Annotated in this window: 11 protein-coding genes and 1 tRNA gene; 8 read left to right on the forward strand and 4 right to left on the reverse strand. The window is 63.0% G+C overall.

All coding sequences use genetic code 11. From position 1 onward, the window contains the following. Positions 1–183: 183 nt before the first annotated feature. From purM to EK416_RS09745, 3 genes are all read left to right on the forward strand, one after another. Positions 184–1,287, forward strand: a complete 1,104-nt coding sequence (purM, locus tag EK416_RS09735; protein WP_127077308.1) for a phosphoribosylformylglycinamidine cyclo-ligase — start codon at positions 184–186, stop codon at positions 1,285–1,287. Continuing rightward, positions 1,284–1,919: a phosphoribosylglycinamide formyltransferase gene (purN, locus tag EK416_RS09740; protein ID WP_127077309.1), complete on the forward strand. Its 636-nt coding sequence runs from the start codon at positions 1,284–1,286 to the stop codon at positions 1,917–1,919. The genes purM and purN overlap by 4 nt, the downstream gene beginning before the upstream one ends. A gap of 253 nt (positions 1,920–2,172) precedes the next feature. Next, positions 2,173–3,624, forward strand: coding sequence for a pentapeptide repeat-containing protein (locus tag EK416_RS09745; protein WP_164729961.1), 1,452 nt, complete (start codon positions 2,173–2,175; stop codon positions 3,622–3,624). 16 nt (positions 3,625–3,640) lie between these two features. On the opposite strand, the gene EK416_RS09750 is transcribed toward EK416_RS09745, so the two are convergent. Both EK416_RS09750 and EK416_RS09755 read right to left on the reverse strand, forming a co-directional pair. Continuing rightward, entirely contained in the window at positions 3,641–4,633 is a 993-nt protein-coding gene (locus EK416_RS09750) for a fatty acid desaturase family protein (protein WP_127077311.1), read from the reverse strand. Positions 4,634–4,834: 201 nt separating this feature from the next. Then, on the reverse strand, positions 4,835–5,950 hold the full coding sequence (locus EK416_RS09755; RefSeq protein ID WP_127077312.1) for a beta-ketoacyl-ACP synthase III: 1,116 nt from the start codon (positions 5,948–5,950) through the stop codon (positions 4,835–4,837). Between the two features lie 334 nt (positions 5,951–6,284). Between EK416_RS09755 and EK416_RS09760 the strand changes: the two genes are divergently transcribed. Then, positions 6,285–8,516: an alpha,alpha-trehalose-phosphate synthase (UDP-forming) gene (locus EK416_RS09760; protein ID WP_245434014.1), complete on the forward strand. Its 2,232-nt coding sequence runs from the start codon at positions 6,285–6,287 to the stop codon at positions 8,514–8,516. Positions 8,517–8,571: 55 nt separating this feature from the next. Here EK416_RS09760 and EK416_RS09765 read toward each other — a convergent pair. Further along, a tRNA-Gly gene (locus tag EK416_RS09765) sits at positions 8,572–8,645 on the reverse strand. A 127-nt stretch (positions 8,646–8,772) separates the two neighbouring features. Continuing rightward, on the reverse strand, positions 8,773–9,765 hold the full coding sequence (locus EK416_RS09770) for a KpsF/GutQ family sugar-phosphate isomerase (protein WP_425376124.1): 993 nt from the start codon (positions 9,763–9,765) through the stop codon (positions 8,773–8,775). A 437-nt stretch (positions 9,766–10,202) separates the two neighbouring features. On the opposite strand from EK416_RS09770, the gene EK416_RS17825 reads away from it, so the two are divergent. The 4 genes from EK416_RS17825 (at position 10,203) to EK416_RS09800 (ending at position 16,968) form a co-directional block, all read left to right on the forward strand. Further along, positions 10,203–10,511: a hypothetical protein gene (locus EK416_RS17825; protein ID WP_181952137.1), complete on the forward strand. Its 309-nt coding sequence runs from the start codon at positions 10,203–10,205 to the stop codon at positions 10,509–10,511. 259 nt (positions 10,512–10,770) lie between these two features. Next, the gene (locus tag EK416_RS09785) at positions 10,771–14,004 is read left to right on the forward strand and encodes an efflux RND transporter permease subunit (RefSeq protein WP_425376116.1); all 3,234 of its coding nucleotides are present in this window, start codon (positions 10,771–10,773) and stop codon (positions 14,002–14,004) included. Further along, complete coding sequence (locus EK416_RS09790; RefSeq protein ID WP_127077315.1) at positions 14,001–15,578, forward strand: efflux RND transporter periplasmic adaptor subunit; 1,578 nt, start codon at positions 14,001–14,003, stop codon at positions 15,576–15,578. Before EK416_RS09785 ends, EK416_RS09790 begins: the two co-directional genes overlap by 4 nt. 202 nt (positions 15,579–15,780) lie before the next feature. Next, positions 15,781–16,968, forward strand: a complete 1,188-nt coding sequence (locus EK416_RS09800; RefSeq protein ID WP_127077316.1) for an acyl-CoA dehydrogenase — start codon at positions 15,781–15,783, stop codon at positions 16,966–16,968. Positions 16,969–17,137 lie beyond the last annotated feature (169 nt).

Here is a 17,137-nt window from a genome sequence, read left to right on the forward strand (position 1 = left end):
CGAGCAAATGTCGACCACGAACACGTGTGATTCGGTGGAGCTTTTGGATTTGACATTTGACGAAGTGCTTGCGGCGGACGGTACTCAAATGTCAAATTCGCTCCACAAGCCCTCTCATAAATGGTGGACCACGCCCCTGGCAAGCTTTTGCCGGGGCAGCGAGGCGGCCCTGCGGCGGAAAGCATGACAACGGATTCGGACGGTTCTTATAAAAGCGCTGGCGTCGACATCGACGCGGGCGAGGCGCTCGTCGAGCGCATCAAGCCGCTGGCGAAGGCAACGGCGCGAGCGGGCGCGGGCGCGGCGCTCGGCGGCTTCGGCGGCCTTTTCGACCTGAAGGCGGCGGGCTTCACCGATCCCGTGCTCGTGGCGGGCAATGACGGCGTCGGCACCAAGCTCAAGATCGCCATCGAGACGGGCCTTCACGACACGGTCGGCATCGATCTCGTCGCCATGTGCGTGAACGACGTCGTCGTGCAGGGCGCGGAGCCGCTCTTCTTCCTCGACTATTTCGCATGCGGTCGCCTCGATGTCGACACGGCGGCGGCCATCGTTGCTGGCATCGCCGAAGGCTGCAAGCGCGCGGGCGCGGCGCTCATCGGCGGCGAGACGGCGGAAATGCCGGGCATGTATGCCGATGGCGACTACGACCTCGCGGGCTTCGCTGTCGGCGCGGCGGAGCGCGGCTCGCTGCTGCCACGCGCCGATATCGCGGCCGGGGACGTGGTGATCGGCCTCGCCGCCTCGGGTGTGCACTCGAACGGCTTCTCGCTCGTGCGCAAGATCATCCGCGATCACGGCCTGTCCTTCGCCGACCCCGCCCCCTTCGATCCCGCGCGCCCGCTCGGCCGCGCGCTGCTCGACCCCACGCGCATCTATGTGAAGCCCGCGCTCGCCGCGCATCGGACCGGCCGCGTGAAGGCGTTCGCGCATATCACCGGCGGCGGCCTTCCCGGCAACGTCAACCGCGTGCTGCCCGAATCGCTCGCCGCGCGCATCGACCTCGACGCGGTGCCGTATCTGCCGGTGTTCCGCTGGCTGTCGGCGGCGGGCGGCGTGGCGCAAAGCGAAATGCTGCGCACGTTCAACTGCGGCGTGGGCTTCGTGGCAGTGGCCGCGCGCGAGGATGCGGGCGCGGTGATCGATGCGTTCACGGCGGCGGGCGAAAGCGCGTTCGTGCTCGGCGAGATCGAGGCGCGAGAGCACCTCATTCGTAATGAGGAGGCCGAAGGTTCCCCGCTCGGCCCGCAGGTTCTGTTCTCCGGCTCGCTTGGTGGCGCACGATGACCGCGAAAAAACGCGTCGGCGTGCTCATCTCGGGGCGCGGCTCTAACCTCGTCTCGCTGATCGAGGCGGCCCGCGCGCCAGACTTCCCGGCCGAAATCGTGCTCGTGCTCTCGAACAAGGCGGACGCGGGCGGCCTTGAGCGTGCCGCCGACGCCGGCATCGCGACGCGCGTCATCTCGCACAAGGGCCTTGCGCGCGAGGCGTTCGACGAGGCGATGGTGGCGGCGCTCCGCGAGGCGGGCGTCGAGATCGTCTGCAACGCGGGCTTCATGCGGCTGCACTCGGCGGTGTTCGTGCGCGCCTGGCATGGCCGCCAGCTCAACATTCACCCCTCGCTCCTGCCGTCGTTTCGGGGCCTCCACCCGCAACAGCGCGCCATCGACGCGGGCGCGCGCATCGCGGGCGCGACCGTGCATTTCGTGAGCGAGGAGATGGACGCAGGGCCGATCATCGCGCAGGGCGCGGTGCCGGTGCTGCCTAGCGACGACGAAGACGCGCTCTCCGCCCGCATCCTCGCGATGGAGCACCGCGTCTATCCGCTGGCGCTCAGGCTCGTGGCGTCCGGCGCGGCGCGGCTCGAAGGCGACCGCGTGGTGTTCGCGGACGGCGCGCCCCCGCCGTTCTTGTTTTAGCGAATAGTTACTCTCCCCATTGCGAACCTAAGCAGTTTCTGGCTTAACCAGTGCCGGGGGCGATGCCGTGCGGCCGCGCGGCGCGAGGGGGACCGCCATGAACCAGGACGAGACGATTGCGCTGTTTCTGGAGTGCGAGGCAAAGCGCAAGGAGGCGTTCGAGGCTGCGCTAGCTGACGGAAAAGGCGAAGGCCACGCCCGCAGGATAGCCCATCAAGCAGCCAAGGCGCGCTGGAACGAATGGGCGAACGGCATGCTCGCCGAGCGCAAGGCGTTGGAAGCGGCGGGGAAGTGGGCGGCGGAGAAAAACCGGTTCGGCGAACTTGAACCGCAAAGCGACGATACGCGCCAATGGCTTGAAAAAGCCTCCGTCGATTTCTCCCACTGTTCCTTCTTCATAAGGAAGGAAGCCAGAATAGAAGACGCTAAGAGAGAACGGAAGAGGGTTGACGACTCGCTTCTTGTTTATGCGGAGAGAATTACCTTCAGTGGTTTCGTGTTTCCCGGAGGCGCCTCGTTCTGGTGCGCGACCTTTCAAGCCTATGCCCACTTCTCAAACACGATCTTCAGTGACTACGCTTCCTTCTCAAGCGCCACCTTCAACGGCGGAGCCGACTTCCAGAGCGCAAAATTCAACGGCTACGCGTTCTTTCAGAAGGCGACCTTTTCCGGCGATGCTATCTTCGCACATGCAACCTTTTCCGCCTACGCACTCTTCTTGACAACAAATGTTTCCGGCGATGCCTCCTTCTTTAGCGCGACCTTTTCGGGCAACAGCAGGTTCGACGATGCGCGGTTCAGGAATAACGCGATCTTCAAGCTTGCCGGATTCAGAAAATACGCCTCGTTCGAGCGCGTAACCTTCGAAGGCCCGGCCTCCTTCTCCGCCATTCGAGGCGACAGCGGCTTCACCATGGCAGGGGCGAGGTTCGATAAGGTGCCGGATTTCATCCAGGCGCATTTCGAGGAAGCGCCGCGCCTCGACAATATGAAAGTAAGTTCGGAGCGCAATTCCGACTTAGCGGGCAACGAACAATGTGCCCGATGGCGCGCCTTGAAGCACCTCGCGATACAAGCACACGACACCGACCGCGAGCTGGAATTCAACGCCCAAGAAATCACCGCCGAGCGCATGGCTGCGCTATCGAGCGGAAAAGCATGGTACGGCGGGGTTCGCTCGATAGCGAGTTTTCTATACCGCTGGACCTCTGATTATGGACGATCTCTGACCTTGCCTTTCGCTTGGTGGGGCGCCGCAATCGCCATCTCCGCGTCCTTCTATCTCAGTCAAACACCGGCTGTTCAGCGTGACCTTGAACTGAAAGATACTACTGTCGTGTTCGAGATCCTGCGCACGGTCGGATACGCGTCATCAAACTCTGTACAATGCTTCAATCAAGACGGCTTGGAACTAAATAAGAGCGCCATCGGCGGCCTGATCGATGGCTTCCGCGACACGACGAGCGCACGCGCCGAAGCGCTCCACCTCGCGTTCCGCAACGCATTCATCGTGCTCGACGGGTCGAGCGAGGCGGCGCACCGCACCTATGGCTGCCTCTACGGCGTGGAGCTTTACGGCGGGTCGAACCCGGTCGCGGTGGTGCCGAGCGCGGTGTCGACCGCGAGCGCCGTGCAGAAGCTGTTCTCGGCGCTGATGATCTTCCTGTTCGGCCTCGCGCTGCGCAACATGCTGAAGGTGAAGTGACGCGCCGCCGCCGAGTTCAGGCGCGCGCCTCGCTGAGCGTGGCTTCGGCTTCCGCTTGCGGAGCGGCGGGCGGCGTGGCCGTCTCCCAGAAGCGCGCATGCCACGCCAGCACGCGCGGGTTCATGAGGCGGACGAAGCGCTCGGGCCAGAGCGTGGCGAGAAGCGCCATCGCGCAGAATCCGCCGGGCAAGCGCGGGGCGGGGCCTGTCGCACTCCACGCGTGCTGGCTTCCAAGCGGCTCGAAATGCCCCTGCCCCAGCGGACGGCGCAGAAGCCCGAACCGCGCCACATAGGCGCCCGCGTCGATCACCACCCAGGCCGCGAAAGCCTGCACGAACAGCGCCATCACCCCCCGCGCGCCGCCGAGGAGAAACGCGGCCTCGATCAGCACGGCATAGGCGATGAAGGCGCGCAGGAACGCGTTCGAGAGGCTCAGCGTGGAGCGGCCTTCCGCGTGGAGCCGCTCCTCTTCCGCGTCCCAGGCCACGAACAGGCCGATGAAGGTCGAGCGGAGGAAATAGCCGTAGAAACCTTCGCCGATGCGGGGCGTGGCGGGGTCCTTGGGCGTCGCGGCGCGCGCATCGTCTTCGCCGCCATGGCGGAGCGCGAAGGAGCCGTAGAAGATCGGCCATGTGAGGAGTTCGGCACACGCGCGGTTGAAGCGGCCGCCGCGTCCGAGGAGCGCATGGGCGGATGCGCCGCCAACGCCTCCAGTTGCAAGGCCGATCCCGATGGCGGCGACGAAAAGCGCCGAGCTGCCGAGCGTGTCCGCGGACGCCGGGAGACCGAGCACCAGCGCGAACTGAATCGGCACCCACACGAAGGCGAAGACACGCTGTATCCGGCTCGCGGGCGCGGCGCGCGCGCATAGCCCGAGGACGTGATCCGCTGCCGGAACGAGCAGGAGGCCGTAGAGGACGAAAGCCGGCAACCACGGCCCGCCGTAAAGCAACGCCAGCGCGGCGAGCGGCACGAAAGCGAGCGAAACGAGAACGGGGAGCGCGCGCATGCAGAAATCCCGTGTCGGCAACCGGCTGGCAGCGGCACCGGTTGCGTATGCCTCGAACGAAAGGCGTCTCGCACAAAGGCGGGAGCCTTGCGCGACCTTAGCGCAGCCTTGCGGCGCCGTAAAATATTCGCGAGGCGGCATGGCGCGGGACGTCCACGCTCTCGGCGAGCAGACCGAAAGCGCCGGTCGATCGCGCCCGTCTCACCGCTTGCGCACGAATACCGTGCCCGCCGAATAGCCCGCTCCGAAGCTGCAAATCAGCCCCGTATCGTCGGCCGCGAGATCGTCGGAATGCTTGTGAAAAGCGATGATGGAGCCCGCCGACGACGTGTTCGCGTATTCGTCGAGGATGATGACGTTCTCGCCCGCCTCCGGCTCGCGACCGAGCACGCGCTGGCCGATCAGGTGATTCATGTTGATGTTCGCCTGATGCAGCCACAGCCGCTTGAGCCGATGCGTGTCGATGCCGATATCGGCGGCGTGTTCGGCGATCAGCGCCGACACCATCGGCACCACCTCCTTGAACACCTTGCGGCCCTGCTGCACGAAAAGCTTGTCCGCCAGGTCGCGCCCCTCGGGCCAAGCGCGGTTGAGGAAGCCCGAATTGTTGCGGATGTTGTTGGAGAATTGCGTCTTGAGCCGCGCGCCGAGAATATCCCAGCCGCCCGCCGCCTCGTCGCCGCGCTCAACGATGACGGCGGTGGCGACATCGCCGAAGATGAAGTGGCTGTCGCGGTCGCGGAAATTCAGATGGCCCGAACAAATCTCGGGGTTCACCATCAAGACCGCGTCGGCGGAGCCGGTCGCCACATAATCCGCCGCCGTCTTGATGCCGAAGGTTGCCGACGAGCAGGCGACGTTCATGTCGAAGGCGAAGCCGTGAAGACCAAGCGCGGCCTGCACCTCGATCGCCATCGCGGGATAGGACCGCTGCATGTTCGAGGCCGCGCAAAGCACCGCGCCAATGCGTTCGCGCGGCTTGCCCCATCGCGCAAGCGCGTCTTCGGCGGCCTTCACGGCCATCTCGGCCAGCAGCGATAGCTCCTCGTTCGACCGCTCCGGGATGACGGGACGCATCACGGCAGGATCGAGAATGCCCGACTTCTGCACCACATAGCGCGACTTGATGCCGGACGCCTTTTCAATGAATTCGGCCGACGACGGCTGAAGCGCCGCGATGTGTCCGTTCGCGATTGCCGCCGCATTGTCCGCGTTGAACAGCGCGACATAGGCATTAAACGCCTCGACCAGCTCCTCGTTCGAAATGCTCTCGGGGGGCGTGTAAAGGCCGGTCGCGGCGATGACGGCAGAGCGCAAAGGCGGGCTCCTGTGAGATTGGGGCGCTGGAGCGGCCTTGCCGCCCGTCGACTCCCGGCTGGTCCAGTCTCCACCGTTACAGCGAGCGTGCCTCTGTCGTCCAGAGCGCCTTCCGATCTATGCCGCCGCGCGAAAGGTCGCGGCGGGGTGCGTACCCCCGTTGAGTCTGGCCTAAAATCTGAATAAAAAACAAATGTGGTTGCCAGCGGCTGCTCGGACCCCCTAAAACCGCTCCATGCGATGGCCGACCTCCTTCCTCACCAGGAACCTTCCGATCATCGGCGGGGATAATTCCCTCTCCCGCTTTCCCTCAGGGCGCAATCCGACGGTACGGATGTTTGCGCGGTATGCCGGGTCGGCGCTGGTTGCTACCGTTCTCATCGTGCTTGCGCTCGCTCCCTACGCCAGCTCGCTCGTCGAGCAATGGTCGCGCCACGATGTGGAACTTCGCTCGCGCCTTATCTTCAACTCGGTCCGCCATAGCCTCACGGAGCTGCTCGCAGCGAACGACAAGGCGGGTATCGAAGATCTGTTCGCTCGCGTCGAGAACGACGACCGCGTGCTGGGCCTCGGCTTCTGCGTGGATCCGGGCGTGCTGCGCTTTCAGACCAAACTCCTGCCGTCGACCTTCTCGTGCAAAAAGGCTGCAAGATCGGAAACAGCGAGCTTCTCGTCGCTCACGGACGAAGGAGCCCATCTGATCGCGGCGACCTTTCCTATCGCGGTGAGAAACACAAAAGGCCATCTCGTCATCCTGCACGACCTGAGCTTCGCAACGAAGCGCAGTGCCGAAGCACGCACTTTCCTGACCGCCGCGCTTGTCGGCATCGTCCTCGTGGCCACGCTGCTTGCGACCCTTGGCGCGCTCGCTGTTGTGCGGCGCTGGATGATTGGCCTGCGAGAGTCGCTTTCCAGCGCCGCGCTGGGCCATAACCTCGAAGAAATGACAAGCAGGCTGGGACCGATCGGCGAGGAACTGCGCCTCGCGCTTCGCAAGATGGATCTCAATCGCGTCGCGCCGGTCGATACCGAGCGCACCGACTGGACTGCCGAAACGATCCGCGAGGTGATGAACGGCGAACTCGCCAACGCGCAGGTCATCGTCGTTTCGAACCGCGAGCCCTACATCCATAATCGCGAAGCCGACGGCATCAAGCTGCAAATCCCCGCTTCGGGCCTCGTCTCGGCACTTGAACCGGTAACGCGCGCTTGCGGCGGGACGTGGATCGCACACGGCAGCGGCAGCGCCGATCACGAAACCGCCGACGCCCGAGGCCGCATCCGCGTGCCGCCGGATAATCCGGGTTACACGCTTCGGCGCGTCTGGATCAGCGAGCAAGAGCAGGAAGGCTACTATTACAGCCTCGCGAATGAAGGGCTTTGGCCGCTCTGCCATATCGCCTTTGTTCGCCCGACATTCCGCGCGGCCGATTGGGACACCTACCGCGCCATCAACGAGCGCTTCGCGAAGGCCGTTGTCGACGAAGCGACGACGGACTCACCCATCGTGCTCGTGCAGGACTATCATTTTGCGCTCCTTCCACGGATGGTCAGGGAGCGGCTGCCGAAAGCCACGATCATCACCTTCTGGCATATCCCGTGGCCGAATTCGGAGACCTTCAGCATCTTTCCGTGGAAGGAAGAAATCGTTCAGGGGCTCCTGGGAAGTTCCATCGTCGGGTTCCATACGCAGTTTCACTGCAACAATTTCATCGAAACGGCGGACCGGTTCATCGAAAGCCGCATCGACCGCGAGCACGCGTCGATTACGTTGTCCGGGCGGGAAACCTTCATCAGACCCTACCCCATTTCGATCGAATGGCCGCCGGCTGCGCTCGGTGGGCAGAAGCCGGTGGCGGAATGCCGGTCGGCGGTCAGGGAACGGCTCGGCATCCCGGCCGAGACTCATCTCGCCGTTGGCATCGAGCGTTTCGATTACACGAAAGGCATTCTCGACCGGATGCTGGCCATCGACGCCCTTCTGACGGCCCATCCTGAATGGAAAGGGCGGTTCGTCTTCGTGCAGGCCGCCGCTCCGACGCGGAGCAAGCTGCCCGCATATGCCGCGCTTCAGGCTGAGGCGCAGCGGCTCGCCGCGGAGATCAACGACCGCCACGGCGTCAATGGTGTCGCCCCGGTGCGCCTCGTCATTCGCCACCACGATCCCACGGAGGTGTTCGAGCTTTTCCGCGCGGCCGATGTCTGCATCGTTTCAAGCCTCCATGACGGCATGAATCTCGTTGCCAAGGAATTCGTCGCGTCGCGTGACGACGAGCAGGGCGTGCTTGCGCTTTCGACCTTTGCGGGGGCTTCGCGAGAGCTGTCAGAAGCGCTCATGGTCAATCCCTACGATCCGCACTCCATGGCTGTTGCCATCGAACGGGCGCTCACGATGCCCCGCGCCGAGCAGCGCGAGCGCATGCGGCTTATGCGGGATCTCATCCGCAGTCGGAACGTTTATCGCTGGGCCGGACAGATGCTTCTCGATGCGAGCCGACTGCGCAAGAAACAGTACGTTCTCGAAATCGCGGCCCTGCATCAGAAGGGCGGCAAGGGCAGGTCTTAGCAGCGGAGCTTTTATCTCGCCTGCCAGCCGCTTTACCGACGCAAATGGGAAAAGCTGGAGCGGGTAGCGGGAATCGAACCCGCGCTAGAAGCTTGGGAAGCTCCTGTGATACCATTTCACCATACCCGCGACGGGGAACCGCAGCGTTCGGCTCTCCGGTGGCCGATATCCGGCCAGCCGACAGATTAGCATCGGCGGCGCGCTTTGCAACAGCTTCGGCGGCTTATCCCGCCTTGCCTGCGTCGAAAATGCCCCGTCAGGCGACGCCGACGCGCAACAGGTCGTGGATGTGAACGATGCCGACCGGCACGCCGTCCTCCACAACGAAAAGCGCGGTGATCTTCTTCTCGTTCACGATCTGAAGCGCGGCGCTGGCAAGCATCGTCGGCGTGATCGTCTTCGGGTTGCGCGTCATGATGTCGGCGGCGCGGCGGCCCAGGAGATCGCCCGCCATGTGGCGGCGCAAATCGCCATCGGTGACGATGCCCGCGAGCTTCCCCTCCGCGTCCACCACGCCGAGGCAGCCGAACGCCTTCTCGGTCATGGTGACGAGCGCGGCGCTCATCGGCGCGTCGGCACCGGCAAGCGGCATCCGCTCGCCCTTGTGCATGATGTCGGCCACGTGCTTGAGGTTCGCGCCGAGCTGCCCGCCGGGGTGAAACACCTTGAAATCGGATGCCGTGAAGCCCCGCCCTTCCAGCAGCGCGATGGCGAGGCAATCGCCGAGCGCGAGTTGCGTCAGCGTCGAAGTGGTCGGCGCGAGACCGTGCGGACAAGCCTCCTTCACGGGCGGAAGCTGAAGCACGATATCGGCAGCCTTGCCGAGCGCGCTCTCGCGCCGCGAGGTCAGCGCGATGAGCGGCACGCCGAAGCGGCGCGAGTAAGTGAGGATGCTCGCCAGCTCCACTGTTTCGCCCGACCACGACAGCGCGAGGATGATATCGGCCGCCGTGATCATGCCCAGATCGCCGTGGCTTGCCTCCGCAGGATGAACGAACTGGGCGGGCGTGCCGGTTGAGGCGAGCGTGGCCGCGATCTTCTGGCCGACATGGCCGCTCTTGCCCATCCCGGTGACGATCACGCGTCCCCGGCAGGCGTGGATCAGCGCGACGGCGCTCTCGAAATCGGAGGCCAGGCCGTTGGCGAGCGAGGCCCGAAGCGCGAGAAGACCGTCGAGGCCGCATTCGAGCGAGCGACGCGCCACCGCGGCAGCCGAGCCCGGCTCCGGCAACGCCTCGTCCGCGTTCATATTTCTGTCGGCGCCAATGCCGATCCGTGCCGCCGATTGAACCATCGCCGCCCCCTTTTTCCTGTCGCCGTTCAGGCTTTGTTAAGCAGCAAATGCGGTCGCATCAAGAAAAGCCGAGCCTCGCGACATTGTTTGAACCCGGCACGTCGGCGGGAGACCGCATAAAAAGTCAGGATGCAGCCGAACGCCGGAACAGGACGCCTTCATTGACGAGGTTCTAGAGAAGGGCGAATACCGGAACGCCAGCGAAGCGATGCGTGATGCCATTCGCGCGTGCAGCAGCGCCGCACGCTGGAATCTCTCAGGCTCGACAAGCTTCGACTAAGCATTCAAGCAGCGTCGCGGCCCGCGAACGCGGCGAGTATGATGAGGTCGACGACGCAGACCTCGACACCTATCTCGATGACCTTGCCGCGCCGGCGTCTCGTTGATCCCGCATGGCGCGCTATCGGCTTTCCGAACCCGCTAAGGCCGACATCGCTTCGATCCTTAGGACCAGCGAGGAGCGCCACGGTCGACAGACCCGCATCCGTTATAGCGCGCTGCTCACCGCCGCGATGCGGCGCGTCGCCACCGAACCCGACGGCGTTTCGACAGCCAATCGAGACGAGTTGCCCGCGAGGGAGTTTACTGCGGCCTTTCTACGCTGGGCTTTCTTCCGCATCATGTTGCGAAAGCTTTGCAGGAAACATGATGATTCCGGATGGATTCTTACAAGGAGGACCAATCCGGCTTTTCCGCAATAACGAGCCTGCCTCTCGGAAGCGTAGGCATAACCCTCTCGAAGCTGCAATCGGATTATGGCCAGGACTCTAAAACCCAGTTGCTGAATTTCGCCGCAGCAAACCGCACAGTCGCGAGTTATTCTTCCCCGGCTTTTGGCTCACCGCTCAGTGCGACATCCACTTTCGAGACACGAGAACGTGAACGCGGGGGTGCGAACAATCAGCGACGTGTTGAACTTGCGCACTCGGTGCCGCTCATGCGCTGGCACGGAAATGAAACTTGGAGGCCGAAATCTCCATGGGCATCGTTCGCTTCGCGCTCCGCTTTCCCCATACTTTCTATGTCCTCGCAATTCTTATCGTCTTCCTCGGCGCAAACGCCATCCTGACGACACCCAAAGACATCTTCCCACAGGTCAACATTCCGGTGGTGTCCGTCATCTGGCAATATACCGGTCTAAGCCCGGAAGAGATGGAAGCGCGTGTCGCGACCTATAGCGAGTTTTCGATAAGCTCGAACGTGACGGGTATCAAGAACATCGAGTCGCAGACGCTCGAAGGCATCGTGGTCGAGCGCATTTACTTCCAGCCGAACGTCAACATAGAGCTGGCAATCGCGCAGATCGTATCCGCCTCAAACTCGATCCGCGCCCTGATGCCACCCGGAATCCAGCCGCCGATCGTCGTCCAATACAATGCTTCGAGCGTGCCGGTGCTTCAGCTCGTCCTGTCATCCGACACGCTCAACGAGCAACAGCTCTACGATTACGCCCTCTACCGCGTTCGTCAGGCGCTTGCCCCCATTCCGGGACTTACATTGCCCACTCCGTACGGCGGCAAGTTTCGTCAAATCATGGTGGACATTGATCCGGTTGCCCTGCTTGCGCACGGCCTGCGTCCGACAGACATTGTAAATGCCGTCAATGCCCAGAACCTCACTGTTCCGGCCGGCGACGCCAAGATCGGCGACCGGCAGTATATCGTCAGCGTCAATTCCCAGCCGCCCAACATGGAGGCGCTGAACAACATTCCGATCCGGCAGGTGAACGGCGCGACCATCTATCTGCGCGATGTCGGCAATGTCCGAGACGCATGGGCCGTGCAGCAGAACATCGTGCGCGCCGAAGGCAAGCGCAGTGTACTCCTGACCGTCATCAAGAATGGCGATGCTTCCACGCTTGACGTTGTGAACGGCGTCAAGGCGGCGCTTCCCGCGATCCGGGCAGCCGCGCCACCCGGAATGGAAATCAAGGAACTGTTCGATCAGTCGGTTTTCGTCTCGAACTCCATCGACGGAGTCTTGCGCGAGGCAGCGATCGCGGCGGGGCTCACGGCGCTGATGATCCTTGTTTTTCTTGGAAGCTGGCGGTCGACGCTGATCGTGCTGATCTCGATCCCGCTGTCCATTCTGACATCCATTGCGATCCTCTCCGCGCTCGGCGAAACGATCAACACCATGACGCTCGGCGGACTGGCGCTCGCTGTCGGCATCCTCGTGGACGACTCGACCGTTACCATCGAAAACACGCATCGCGTGCTCGAAGAAGGCATGGAATACGACAGGGGGATCGAGGAAGGCGCGGCGGGCATAGCGCTGCCGACGCTTGTCTCGACGCTGGCGATCTCCTGCGTGTTTGTGTCGGTGGTCTTCCTGCAGGGCGCGCCGCGCTACCTGTTTTCGCCGCAGGGCTTCGCGGTCGTTTTCGCCATGCTTGCATCATACGGCATCTCGCGAACGCTTGTGCCGATCGTCAACCGCTTCCTTCTGCGAAAGGAATACGAGCCGGGCTATCGTGAGAGCCTCGGCGTCTTCGGCCGGTTTTCGGATTTGTTCAATCGCGGTTTCGAAAATTTCCGCAATTTTTACGCCTGGCTGCTCGAAGGCATTATTCGGGCCCGTTTCGTGATACCCGTGATCGCACTGGCGGCCCTGACGGGGGCCGGTTATCTCGCGACCTTTGTCGGGCGCGACTTTTTCCCGACCGTCGATGCGGGGCTGATCCAGCTACACGTGCGCGCCCCGGCGCGCATGCGCATCGAGGATACGGAGAAGTATTTCCAGCGCATCGAGGATCGCATCCGGGATTTGATCCCGGAATCCGAGCGCGATCTCATCCTCGACAACATCGGCCTCCCCGCGCGTGCCTATAATCTTGCCTTCACCGACGGCAGCACCATCGGGGTGAACGACGGCCTCATCCAGATCTCGTTGAAGGAAGGCCACCGGCCGACCAGCGAACACATCGCCCGGCTGCGGCGCGAATTGCCCGAAGCTTTTCCGGACGTATTGTTTTACTTCCAGGCCGCCGACATGGTGACGCAGATCCTGAATTTCGGCGTGGCGACGCAGATCGATTTGCAAATCCAGGGCCGCGATCCGCAAAACGTCGAGCTTATCAAGGAAGCGCTCAAGCGGATGTCCAGCATTCCCGGCGTCGTGGACTCGCACATTCATCAGGAGCTTGACGCGCCCAACCTCTACTTCGACATCGACAGGAGCCGCGCACAGGGGCTGACACTTCAGGCGTCCCAGATCGTCAGCGACATGACCATCAGCCTCAGTTCATCGCAGCAGGTCTCTCCAAACTTCTGGACCGACCCGGCCCAACAGAACCCTTACTACCTCGCGGTGCAGACTCCGGAGCGCCTCGTCTCCACCGTGAACGATTTGCAGAACACGTCAATCGCCGCTGCGGGAGGGAGCGCGCAATCTCCCATTCCGAACACGCTCGGCAACGTGGCGACGATGTCCCGGCGCTATATCCCGTCGGTCATCAACCACAACAACGTGAACCCGGTGTTCGACGTTTATGCGAGTGTCGCAAGCCGCGATCTCGGCAGCGTCTCGTCCGCAATTAACAAGATCATCGAGGACATCAAACCGCAGCTGAAGCCTGGCAACACGATTTCGTTGCAGGGGCAGGCGGCGAGCATGGATTCGGCGTTCAGCCGCTTCACCATCGGGCTCCTCTTTGCCGCCGTGTTTGTTTACCTCCTCATGGTGGTAAACTTTCAGGACTTCCTCGATCCCCTTGCTGTCATCCTCGGCCTTCCGGGCGTGGCTTGCGGAATTGTGCTGATGCTGTTCGTCACGGGAACCACGCTCAGCGTTCCCTCGCTCATGGGGGCGATCATGGCGATTGGCGTCGCATCGGCGAATTCGATCCTGCTCGTCACTTTCGCGCGCGAGCGCCTTCTGGAAGGCATGCACCCGATGGAGGCAGCCGTGGCGGCTGGCCGAACACGCCTTCGACCGGTGCTGATGACGGCGAGCGCGATGATCGTCGGCATGCTGCCGATGGCCCTCGGCGGACCGGGCGAGGAGCAGAATGCCGTGCTGGCTCGAGCCGTCATCGGCGGTCTTCTCGTGGGGACGGTTACAACGCTTCTCGTCGTCCCCTACATCTACACCACCATCCACGCCTTGAAGGAGCGCGTCCAAGGCCCGCAACAAGGCGGCAAACGCCTGAGCCGAGACGACACCCCGATGGCGCAGCACGGAGGTACCGCATGAACGAATACCGAAGCGGCGAATTTGGCACGGCGAACCGCGATGGCGAGCGCCATGACGAGAACCGCGAGGTGGGTAGCCCCGACGAAGCAAACTCCGTGCGCCTCGAAGCGGACGGAGCAAAACAAACAGGCCAAGGCGCCCCCAAAAGATATTGGGGGCGCCGCATCGTCCTGGCGATTGTCGTTCTTGTCGTGGCTGGAGCCCTCGGCGTCGTTGTGAACGCCGGGTTCGACCGTCACGCGGCGAGCGAAGCAGCCGCACGGCAGGAACTCGTCGGGCGGCAAAATCGAGTACCCGCGCTTCGCATCGAAAAAGTGAAGGCGGTTGACACACCGAAGGAGGTGCGCCTCCCAGCGACCACGCAAGCTTTCGAATCCGCGACGCTTTTCGCGCGCCAGAGCGGCTATATCGAGAAGCGTTTCGTGGATATCGGCTCAAGGGTGAAGGCGGGCGAGTTGCTTGCCCTGATTTCAGCGCCCGAGGTCGACGACCAGCTCAATCAGGCGCGCGCTCAGCTGAAGCAGATGGTGGCCACGCTCGAACAGGTGACAGCGCAGCGCGACCTCGCGAACGTTACCAATCAGCGTAATGCGCCGCTCGTCCGCGAAGGCTGGCAGACAAAGCAGAGCGGCGACCAGACGCGCCTCACCCTTGCGGCGCAGAACGCGGCCGTGAACGTCGCCAACGCGAACATTGAAGCGCAGAAAGCGCAGATTTCGCGGCTCGAACGCATGCAATCCTATGAGCGCGTGACTGCTCCGTTCGACGGCGTGATAACCCAGCGCAGCATCGATACCGGGAGCCTTGTCACGGCTGACACCTCTTCCGGCTCGCCGCTTTTCTCCATCGCGCGCGACAACGTGTTGCGCGTGCAGGTGCACGTCCCGCAGGACGTCGCCTTGCAATTGAAGCCGGGAATGGAGGCGGCGCTGGACGTGCCCGAATTGCCGGGCCGGAGGTTCGTGGGCGAAGTGGCGCGAACGGCGACCGCGCTTGACGCAAACAGCCGCACGCTGCTGGTCGAGGTGGACATCAAGAATGCTGACTACAAGCTATCGCCCGGGCTTTACGGAACAGTCCGGTTCGATGTGCCGAGACCCGTGCCCATCATGATGATTCCGTCTTCCGCGCTCATCTTCGATCAGCACGGCACAAGGGTGGCCACGAACGTGGACGGGGTGGCGCGCCTCCATAAGGTTACCCTCGGTGACGATGAAGGCGCGAAGGTCCAAATCATTGGCGGTCTTGCGCCGGGGCAAAATCTGATCGTGAACCCGCCAGCCGGCATCGAGAATGGAGCGAAGATAGCGGTTGCCGCGCCGGCTCATCCGGTACCGGAAGCAGCGGCTTCCGCTTCCCATGTCACGCAGGCGGCACAACCTTCAGAGAGAAGCGATAATGCTTCGCTGCGCGATACTGGTCTGGTGCCCCTGCCTGCGCCGAAAGGCGCGGAAGCGAATAATGTCGGCGCTGAATCTGCCGCTAGGACCGAAGTTGAGCGAGTGAAGCCGGGTGTGGCGGCCAGCACGCCCAGTTTTCGGCGAGGCGGCGACGAAGCCCACCAGTCACGTTGAGACGCGGATCCCAGCACCAAGCCCGATCGTGCACAGAAGTGCCATGGCAAAGACCGCCATCAGCCAGCTCGCCGGGGCCGACGGCAAGAAGGGTCTGAGCCGCAGCGCAAGCGGCGCGTAGAGGAGCAGCCCATCCTCAAGCTTGACAAGGGGTATATAATCGTATTCTTGTACCATAATACCATTTATAGGAGATCCGCCCATGTCCGTCGGCAAGAACGCTTTTCACTGGGATGATCCGCTCTTGCTCGAAGACGCCCTGACGGAAGAGGAAACGATGGTTCGCGATTCCGCGCGATCCTACTGTCAGGAACAGTTGCTCCCGCGCATCCGCGAGGCGAACCGGCATGAAGTCTTCGATTGCGCGGTCATGGCGGAGATGGGCAGTCTCGGCTTTCTCGGTTCGACGCTGCCCGAGACTTACGGCGGCGCAGCCGTGAACTACGTCTGTTACGGTCTCATTGCACGAGAGGTCGAGCGCGTGGACTCCGGCTACCGCTCGGCTATGAGCGTGCAGTCGTCGCTCGTGATGTACCCCATCTACGCCTATGGCTCCGAGGACCAGCGCCGCAAATACCTGCCAAAACTCGCTCGTGGTGAGTGGATCGGGTGTTTCGGCCTGACAGAGCCGGATGCTGGCTCGGACCCCGGCAGCATGAAAACCCGCGCGCGCAAGACGGATGGCGGGTGGATCCTCTCAGGCTCCAAGATCTGGATCACCAATTCGCCCGTTGCCGATGTGTTCATCGTGTGGGCAAAGGATGACGGCGGTATCATCAGAGGCTTCATTCTCGAAAAAGGGATGAAGGGGCTTTCCGCTCCCAAGATCGAAGGCAAGTTCTCGCTGCGTGCCTCCGTCACCGGCGAAATTGTCATGGAGAGCGTTTTCGTTCCCGACGAGAACAGACTTCCGAATGTGGAAGGACTGAAAGGCCCGTTCGGCTGCCTCAACCGTGCGCGCTACGGCATCGCCTGGGGCGTGCTGGGCGCGGCCGAGTTCTGCTTCCATGCGTCGCGGCAATACACGCTCGACCGCAAGCAGTTCGGGCGGCCGCTGGCCAACACCCAGCTCGTTCAACTGAAACTCGCCAACATGGAAACCGAGATTGCGCTCGGGCTTCATGCGTGTCTCAGGCTCGGACGCCTCTTCGATGAACAGAAGATGGCGCCTGAGATGATCTCCATGCTGAAGCGCAACAATTGCGGCAAGGCGCTCGACATCGCGCGCGTCGCGCGGGATATGCACGGCGGCAACGGCATTTCCGACGAGTTTCACGTCATTCGCCATGCGATGAACCTTGAGGCCGTCAACACCTATGAAGGAACGCACGACGTTCACGCGCTGATCCTCGGGCGTGCGATCACCGGCCTCAGCGCGTTCGGCGGTTGATCCATGGAAACATGCTCGACATCCCCGCTCGAAGCGCGCCCGCGCCTCGAGACGACTGGTGAGACGTCGCCGCGCGCGCCAGCGAGCACTCAGCTTCAGAAGCCTCCCGAGGGTTCGCTCGTCGAGGTAGCGGACGGCGTTTTCTGGGCACGGATGCCTCTGCCCTTTA

The organism is Rhodomicrobium lacus (assembly GCF_003992725.1).
GTDB classification, from domain to species: Bacteria; Pseudomonadota; Alphaproteobacteria; order Rhizobiales; family Rhodomicrobiaceae; genus Rhodomicrobium; species Rhodomicrobium lacus.